At 61.0% G+C, this 7577-nt stretch carries 6 protein-coding genes; 2 read left to right on the forward strand and 4 right to left on the reverse strand.

Going from position 1 to position 7577, the window contains the following annotated elements:
* Positions 1-33 precede the first annotated feature (33 nt).
* Positions 34-1596, reverse strand: coding sequence for a glutamate--cysteine ligase (gene gshA, locus B3V69_RS00185; protein WP_296442671.1), 1563 nt, complete (start codon positions 1594-1596; stop codon positions 34-36).
* A 187-nt stretch (positions 1597-1783) separates the two neighbouring features.
* Here gshA and gorA point away from each other — a divergent pair, with 187 nt between their 5' ends.
* On the forward strand, positions 1784-3199 hold the full coding sequence (gene gorA, locus B3V69_RS00190) for a glutathione-disulfide reductase (RefSeq protein ID WP_296442674.1): 1416 nt from the start codon (positions 1784-1786) through the stop codon (positions 3197-3199).
* A gap of 51 nt (positions 3200-3250) precedes the next feature.
* A complete protein-coding gene (locus tag B3V69_RS00195) occupies positions 3251-4744 on the forward strand; it encodes an AMP nucleosidase (RefSeq protein WP_296442675.1) in 1494 nt (497 codons plus the stop codon).
* Between the two features lie 583 nt (positions 4745-5327).
* On the opposite strand, the gene B3V69_RS00200 is transcribed toward B3V69_RS00195, so the two are convergent.
* From B3V69_RS00200 to cadR, 3 genes are read right to left on the reverse strand one after another with little or no spacing between them, the layout of a single operon-like run.
* A complete protein-coding gene (locus B3V69_RS00200; RefSeq protein ID WP_296442677.1) occupies positions 5328-6389 on the reverse strand; it encodes a DMT family transporter in 1062 nt (353 codons plus the stop codon).
* Positions 6386-7006: a class I SAM-dependent methyltransferase gene (locus B3V69_RS00205; RefSeq protein ID WP_296442679.1), complete on the reverse strand. Its 621-nt coding sequence runs from the start codon at positions 7004-7006 to the stop codon at positions 6386-6388. Before B3V69_RS00205 ends, B3V69_RS00200 begins: the two co-directional genes overlap by 4 nt.
* 19 nt (positions 7007-7025) lie before the next feature.
* Positions 7026-7457, reverse strand: coding sequence for a Cd(II)/Pb(II)-responsive transcriptional regulator (cadR, locus tag B3V69_RS00210; protein ID WP_296442681.1), 432 nt, complete (start codon positions 7455-7457; stop codon positions 7026-7028).
* Positions 7458-7577: the final 120 nt, after the last annotated feature.

Consider the following 7577-nt stretch of genomic DNA (forward strand, 5'->3'; position numbering starts at 1 on the left):
TGCACTTCGTACTTGAATCCGCGCCTATAAATGTCAGGCGTAGTAGCGGGCCACGTAGTCTTCAAAGCTGCCCTGCTCGGCGCCGTCCAGTTGCTGTTGTTCGCGCCAGGAGGCTTCCACGCTGGCGACAAAGCGGGCGGTCGCGGTCGCGTCCAGCGGTTGCGCTTGCAAATCTCGTGTGTGTTGCTGCGACAGCTGCATGGCGTGTTTGAAAAAACCGCCGTGTTCGCGCGCCCCCGCCAGCACCTGCGCCGAGGGTGTGCTGTCCGGGTGGTCGATGCGCTCGCGCAAGCATTGCATCGTCGTGGCATAACGGTTGCCTCCGTAGGCAGCGTCCAGCATCTCGGCGAAGGGCTGCATGTCGTCAAACAAGCCGTGCGCCAAGGGGCGAAAGGGCTGCTCGCGGTTGTGCGCCAGCAGGTTCAGATCGGGCTGGCGGCCGCGGGTGACCACGCGGCTTTTGTTCTCGGCGTTTTCGCTTTGCTCGCGGCTGGTGATGGGCGGGCTGTCGCGGAACAAACACATCAACAGCAGCACATCGGCAAACGTGCCTTGCTCCGGCGCAATGCCGATGTCGATGAACGGGTTCAGGTCAAACAGGCGCACCTCGACGTATTCAACACCGTAGGTTTGCAGGGCTTTGGCCGGGCGCTCGCCGTGTTTTCCAATGCGCTTGGGGCGGATGCCGGCATAAAACTCGTTTTCAATCTGCAGCAGATTGGCGTTGAGCTGCTTCCAGTGGGGGCCGTCGCGCACGCCGATTTCTTCGTAAAACGGGTCCGGCGTGCGGATGGCGGCTTCCAGGGCCTGGGTGTACTCCGCCAGCGAGTTGAAACTTACCTGAAGGCCCGCCTGGGCCCGGTTGTGGTAACCCAGATCGCTCATGCGCAAGCTGGTGGCATAGGGCGCGTACAGGGTGCCGGGCACCAGTTCCAGCAAGTCCGATTTGCGGCCCTGCAGGAAGGACTCGCAGATGGCCGGGGAGGCGCCAAACAGGTAGGGAATCAACCAGCCAAAACGCAGAAAATTGCGGATCAAACCGAAATAGCGATCGCTCACAAATTCATGGGCATTGCCGCGGGCCGCGCAACACTCTTTCAGTGCCAGCCAGAATTCGCTGGGCAAAGACCAGTTGTAATGCGCGCCGGCAATCGTCTGCATGGTGCGGCCATAGCGCAAGCCCAGGCCTTCGCGGTACACGGTCTTGAAGCGGGCCGCGTTGGACTTGCCGTAGTCGGCGATCGGGATGTCTTTGTCCTCCCCCAGCACGCAGGGCATGGAGCCGGCCCACAGGTACTCGCCGTGCAGGTGCTGTGCGCTGTAGCGATGGATGTCATGCAAAAAACGCAGCGGAAAGTCCGGGTCTTGCGAGGGCGGCGTGATGAATTCCAGCAGCGCCTCGGAGTAGTCGGTGGTGATCCAGGGATGCGTCAGCTTGGAGCCCAGGTCATGCGGGTGCGGGCTGGCTGACATCTTGCCACCGGCGTCGACGCGCAGGCATTCGCGCTCATAGCCGCGGGTAATGCCGCGCAGAATCTGCGCTTGCCCGCTCCTGGAAAATTGCTGGACCGCATCGCAGCAGGTGAACTTCAACATGGACTCTGGCTTTCTGAAACTTTGCGGGACAGTCCGCAGCTACACGAAGTGAGCCAGCCCTGTCCCCAACACTTTGAAATGGGCTGGCAGTATGGCAGTTTTTGGGCTTGGCCGTCCGGGGCAGGGCAGGGAACCGGATTCCTGGTTAACCTCAGCCTGTCCGGTAATTAACGTTTGCGAGAACCCCATGACTTCATTTGATTGTGACCTGTTCGTGATTGGCGGCGGCAGTGGCGGCGTGCGCGCGGCGCGCATGGCCGCGCAGCGTGGTGCGCGCGTCGCCCTGGCCGAAGCGGGCGGCACCGACGGGCTGGGCGGCACCTGCGTCAACGTCGGCTGCATTCCCAAAAAACTGTACAGCTATGCCGCCCACTTTGCCGAAAGCTTTGAGGAGTCGCACGGTTTTGGCTGGGAGGGTGAGGCACCGCGACTGAACTGGGCCAGCCTCAAAGCCAACCGCCAGCGCGAGATCACCCGGCTCAACGGCATCTATCTGCAATTGCTCTCGGGCGCGGGTGTGACGGTGCTCAACGGTTATGCGCGGCTGCTGGATGCCCACACGGTGGAGGTGGATGTGGCGTCGGTTGACGGCGGCATAGCCCAGCAGCGTTTCACTGCGAAACACATCCTGATCGCGACCGGTGGTACCCCCCACGTGCCGCACATGACGGGTCGAGAGCATGTACTCACTTCCAACGACATGTTTGACCTGGAGCCGTTCCCGGCGCGCTTGCTGGTGGTGGGCGGCGGCTACATCGCGTGCGAGTTTGCCTCCATCTTCAACGGTCTGGGGGCCCGGGTGACGCAGTTGTACCGGGGCGAGCAGGTGCTGCGCGGCTTTGATGAGGAGGTGCGCCACTTCTGTGCCGCTGAAATGCGCAAGGCCGGGGTGGACCTGCATCTGAACGCCGGGGTGCTGGCCATTCACCGCACGCCGCAGGGGTTGGAAGTGAGCCTGGAAGGTGGCGGCGCGCTGATGGTGGACGCCGTGCTGTACGCCACGGGTCGCGTTCCCAACGTGCAGGGTTTGGGGCTGGAACGGGTGGGCGTGGCCCAAAGTGCGCAGGGCGCCGTGCTGGTGAATGACGACTATCAGACCAATGTGCCGTCCATCCATGCGCTGGGTGACGTCACCGCGCGCGTGCAACTGACGCCGGTGGCGCTGGGCGAGGCGATGGTGCTGGTGGACCAGCTGTTCGGTCCGGCGGCGGGCAAGGCCGCGCGCAACATGAGCTACCAGTTCATCCCGACGGCGGTGTTCACGCACCCCAATATCGGGACCGTCGGCTACACCGAGGCGGATGCGCGCCAGCGCTTTGGCCGGGTGACGGTCTATCGCAGTGAATTCAAGGCACTCAAGCACACGCTCAGCGGCAGCACGGAGCGTACGCTGATGAAGTTGCTGGTGGAAGACGCGACCGACCGCGTGGTCGGCCTGCACATGGTCGGGCCGGACGCCGGCGAGGTGGTGCAGGGCTTTGCCGTGGCCATGAAAGCCGGGGCGACCAAGGCGGTCTTTGACAGCACGATTGGCATCCATCCGACGGCGGCGGAAGAGTTTGTGACGATGCGCGAGCCGGTGGCCTCGGCCATCAAGCCCTGAGTCGACCCACCCTCCGCGCCATCCCTCTACCAGACCAAGCACAATAGCGCCATGCCCTACCTTCCTGCCTTCATCGCCCCCTCCCGTTTCACCGACCCGGCGGCCGCACTGGCCAAGGTGCGTGAAATCTACGACACCAACATCGCCCACCTGCGCGAGGCCATGCAGCGCTTTGTGGCCGGCGACACCTTGCCCGGCCATGTGCGCGCCTGCTACCCATTTGTGCGGGTGCAGACCGACACCGTGGCGCGCCTGAAATCATCGCAAAGTGCGCACCTGAGCTACGGCTTTGTGGCCGGTCCCGGCCGCTTTGAGACCACCTTGAGCCGCCCTGATCTGTATGCCGACTACTACCTGGAGCAATTCACCCTGCTGCTGCAGAATCACCAGGTCGAGCTGGAAGTGGGCACCAGCACGCAGCCGATCCCGGTGCACTTTTCGTTCGCGGAGCACGACCATATCGAGGGCAGTCTGAGCCCGGAGCGTCGCCAGTTGATGCGCGACGTATTTGATTTGCCCGATCTGGCCGCCATGGACGACGGTATCTCCAATGGCACTTATGTGCCGCGCCCCGGCGAGCCGCAGCCGCTCTCCTTGTTCACGGCGCCGCGGGTCGACTATTCGCTGCACCGCTTGCGCCACTACACCGGCACCGCGCCCGAGCATTTCCAGAACTTTGTGCTTTTCACCAATTACCAGTTTTACATTGATGAGTTTGTGCGCCTGGGGCATGAGGCCATGGCCAACCCGAACAGCGAGTACGTCGCGTTTGTGGAGCCCGGCAATGTGGTGACGCGCCGCGTCGGCACCCTGGTGCTGGCGGGCGACGAGCTCGGCAAAGTGCCGCCACGCCTGCCGCAAATGCCGGGCTACCACCTGGTGCGCGCCGACCGCGGCGGCATCACCATGGTCAACATCGGCGTCGGGCCCGCCAATGCCAAAACCATCACCGACCACATTGCCGTGTTGCGCCCGCACGCCTGGATCATGCTGGGCCACTGCGCCGGTCTGCGCAACACCCAGCAGCTGGGCGACTACGTGCTGGCGCATGGCTATGTGCGTGAAGACCATGTGCTGGACGAAGAGCTGCCGCTGTGGGTGCCGATCCCCGCGCTGGCCGAAATTCAGCTGGCGCTGGAGGCCGCGGTGTCGCAGGTGACCCAGCTCAAAGGGCCGGAGCTCAAGCGCATCATGCGCACCGGCACCGTCGCCAGCACCGACAACCGCAACTGGGAGCTGTTGCCCGACAACGGCCCGCAGCGCCGTTTCAGCCAGAGCCGCGCCGTCGCCCTGGACATGGAAAGCGCCACCATCGCCGCCAACGGTTTTCGTTTCCGGGTGCCTTACGGCACGCTCTTGTGCGTGAGCGACAAGCCCCTGCATGGCGAGATCAAGCTGCCCGGCATGGCGAATCACTTCTACCGCGAACGGGTGGACCAGCATCTGCGCATCGGCATTCGCGCCATCGAGCTGCTGCGGGCCGAAGGCGTGGACCAGCTGCACAGCCGCAAGCTGCGCAGCTTTGCGGAGGTGGCGTTTCAGTAGTTTTGAGCCAAACCAGGCTCTAGCGCGCGCCCCTTGTGCGCCAAACGCTACTTTTTGGATAGCAAAATTTAGACTATACGTCGCTTCACTTTGGACGCCGCAAACGCTCAAGGCTGACGTATTGCTCGTCCGGGGACAAATTGCCTGCAAGTAGCAGCTGTTGTTCAAAGTTGGGATGCGAATTTCAGCTTGAGACACGTTCCTGACATAGCGTGTGCCGAACTGCCTTCTCCAGAGCCGACATTGACATTAACAACTCGAACGTCGGAAATGTGGCGTCGATTTCGATGTCGCTGCACCCGCACCCGACCAGCAGCTAACTTTCAAATCGTGCCCGCTATGAACGGGTCAAGCATTGACGGTGAACTATCAGCTAGGAGTCTGGGCGGCAGAAGAAAAGGCACCCAAAAAGTGACGTTTTCGGGGGTACCTGACCCCTTGGCTTCATCGAGATAATGCAGCCAGCGCCGTTCTGAGAGGTTGAAAATTCTCTGAAGATTTTCATTTCCTTCTGCCGCCCAGACTCCTAGGGGTAAGTCCAATCGAGCCCTTGAGCGCGACAGATCGCATGTATGAATGGGCCTCAGGAATGCGAATGCCGATGGTGAATATCAGGGAAATGCGCATGGTGATGCTTCAACTTCACATGCTGGTGCCCATGGGTATGCGGCTCCATGCCATTCCAGTCGAAATCATGGGTGTGCAGGTGGTGCGCATCGTGCCGGTGTCTATGCCCATGAGAGAACTCCGTGTGCTCATGATCAGGCGCATGGTGCTCGGTGAGATGCAGCCAGACGCCTGCCGCCATCAAAGCCGCAGCAATCCAAAAGACGGCGCTGGTGGGCTCTGCGAACACGGCAATTGACAGGGCTGCACCTACGAATGGCGCGGTGGAGAAATACGCACCCGTGCGCGCCGTTCCCAAGCCACGCAAGGCAAGAACAAACAACACCAGACTCAAGCCATAACCCAAAAAGCCAATCAACAGGGCAGATGACAATAATCCCGTTGCGGGCCACGTGGCACCCAGTGCAAATCCAAGACCTGTATTGACGCATCCAGCTACCAGGCCTTTGCTGCCAGCGATGAACAGGGCATCAGATGCAGACACCTTGCGTGTGAGGTTGTTATCAATAGCCCAAGCCAGGCATGCCCCTGCCAAAGCCAAGTGGCCGATACCGACAGCAGACGCATCGCCTGTTGGCCAAGCCAGCACGCCCCCGCCCGCGACAATCAACACCATTCCCAGCACGATGCGCCGGTCTGTGTTCTCCCGAAACACCAGCCAGGCAAGTACCGCTGTTAGCACCGATTCAAGGTTGAGAAAGAGCGAAGCCGTGGCGGCCGTGGTGTGAGCGAGTCCAACCATCAGCAGCAGCGGTCCCAGCACACCGCCGAAGGCAATGGCGCCCAACAACCAGGGCCATTCATGTTTCGGCAGACCTGTCGCTTGCCAGCCCTTGTCGCGTAGCAGCCGAATCAAGGTCAGACCGAGTCCACTTCCGAAATAGAGCAGTCCTGCCAACAAAAATGGGGACGACGTGGAAAATCCATCCCCAACAAGTTGCTTGGCAAACGGCGTACTGGCCCCGAACAGGATGGCCGCGCCCAGCGCGGGCAAGGCGGCGCGGTGTAACGAACTCATGTCGTCATCTTTCGGCACATGCAGTAAATGAATTGCTGATCAGTACCAAAAGGCGTGTGATGCAACTGCTCTTCATGGGTCAGCATGGTGAACGCCTCGCCGAACTCGGCGTGCAGTTCGTCCGGCGCGTAGTGCATGACTGGCAGACCACTGCACTGTGTTGGGCCATTGGTGCCGAAGGTAGCCATGATGACGTGTCCACCGGGCTTGAGGGCTCGCAAAACCTGTTTCACATAGGCAGCGCGATCTTCCTCGGAAGTTAGAAAGTGAAAGACCGCGCGGTCATGCCAGAGGTCAAGACTGTAGGGTTCGAACTGCACACGGGTGATGTCAGCCTCCATCCAGCGCACGCCGTCCCCGCGTACGCCCAGGCGACGATGACTCTCAGCCAAGGCGGCCCCGGACAGGTCAAGCACCGTGATGTTGCGAAAACCATCTGCCAGCAAATCATCGACCAGTGTGGACGCTCCACCTCCTACGTCGATGATGGCGGCGTCCCGGCTGAGGCCACTGTCGCGAATCAGGCGCATCGACATATCGGCATGCGGCTGAAACCAGCTCACGCCATCGGGGGCCTTGGTGGAATAGACCTTTTCCCAGTGATCCTTGTTTTGCATGATGCGCTCCTTCAATTTTTTAACCCAAATGGGTATGGCGTTCCGGTTTTTGTTCAGTTTCCATCGCCGCCAGCCCGTGCAGGATGCCGCAGGCGTCAACCGCTTGTTCAGTTTGACAGCGCTGGCGCAACGCAGCCAGTTGCATCTTGAGCTGCGCCAATTCCCGTATGCGTTCCTCGACATGGGCAATGTGCTGATCGAACACCGCATTAATGGCGCCACAACCTTCGGCGGGGTGGTCGGTCAGGCCCAGCAGCTTGTGAATTTCATCATGGCTCATGTCCAGCGCACGGCAGTTGCGAATGAAGCGCAAACGCTCCAAATGCTCAGGGCCGTACACCCGGAAATTCCCAGGCGTGCGCCCCGGTTCGGCAAGCAGACCCTCTTTCTCGTAGTAGCGCACGGTCTCGACCGTGCATTGCGCCACCTGCGCCAATTCGCCGATTCTCATAAAAGCTCCAGAAACCCATTGACTCTATAGTAACTTCAGGTTGTGTAATGGATTGAATTAGTTTTCAGAACACGCCATGTCCACCCACCACAAGCACCATTCGCACGATCACGATCACGA

This window comes from Rhodoferax sp. UBA5149, assembly GCF_002413825.1.
In the GTDB taxonomy this organism is placed as follows: Bacteria; Pseudomonadota; Gammaproteobacteria; order Burkholderiales; family Burkholderiaceae_C; genus Rhodoferax.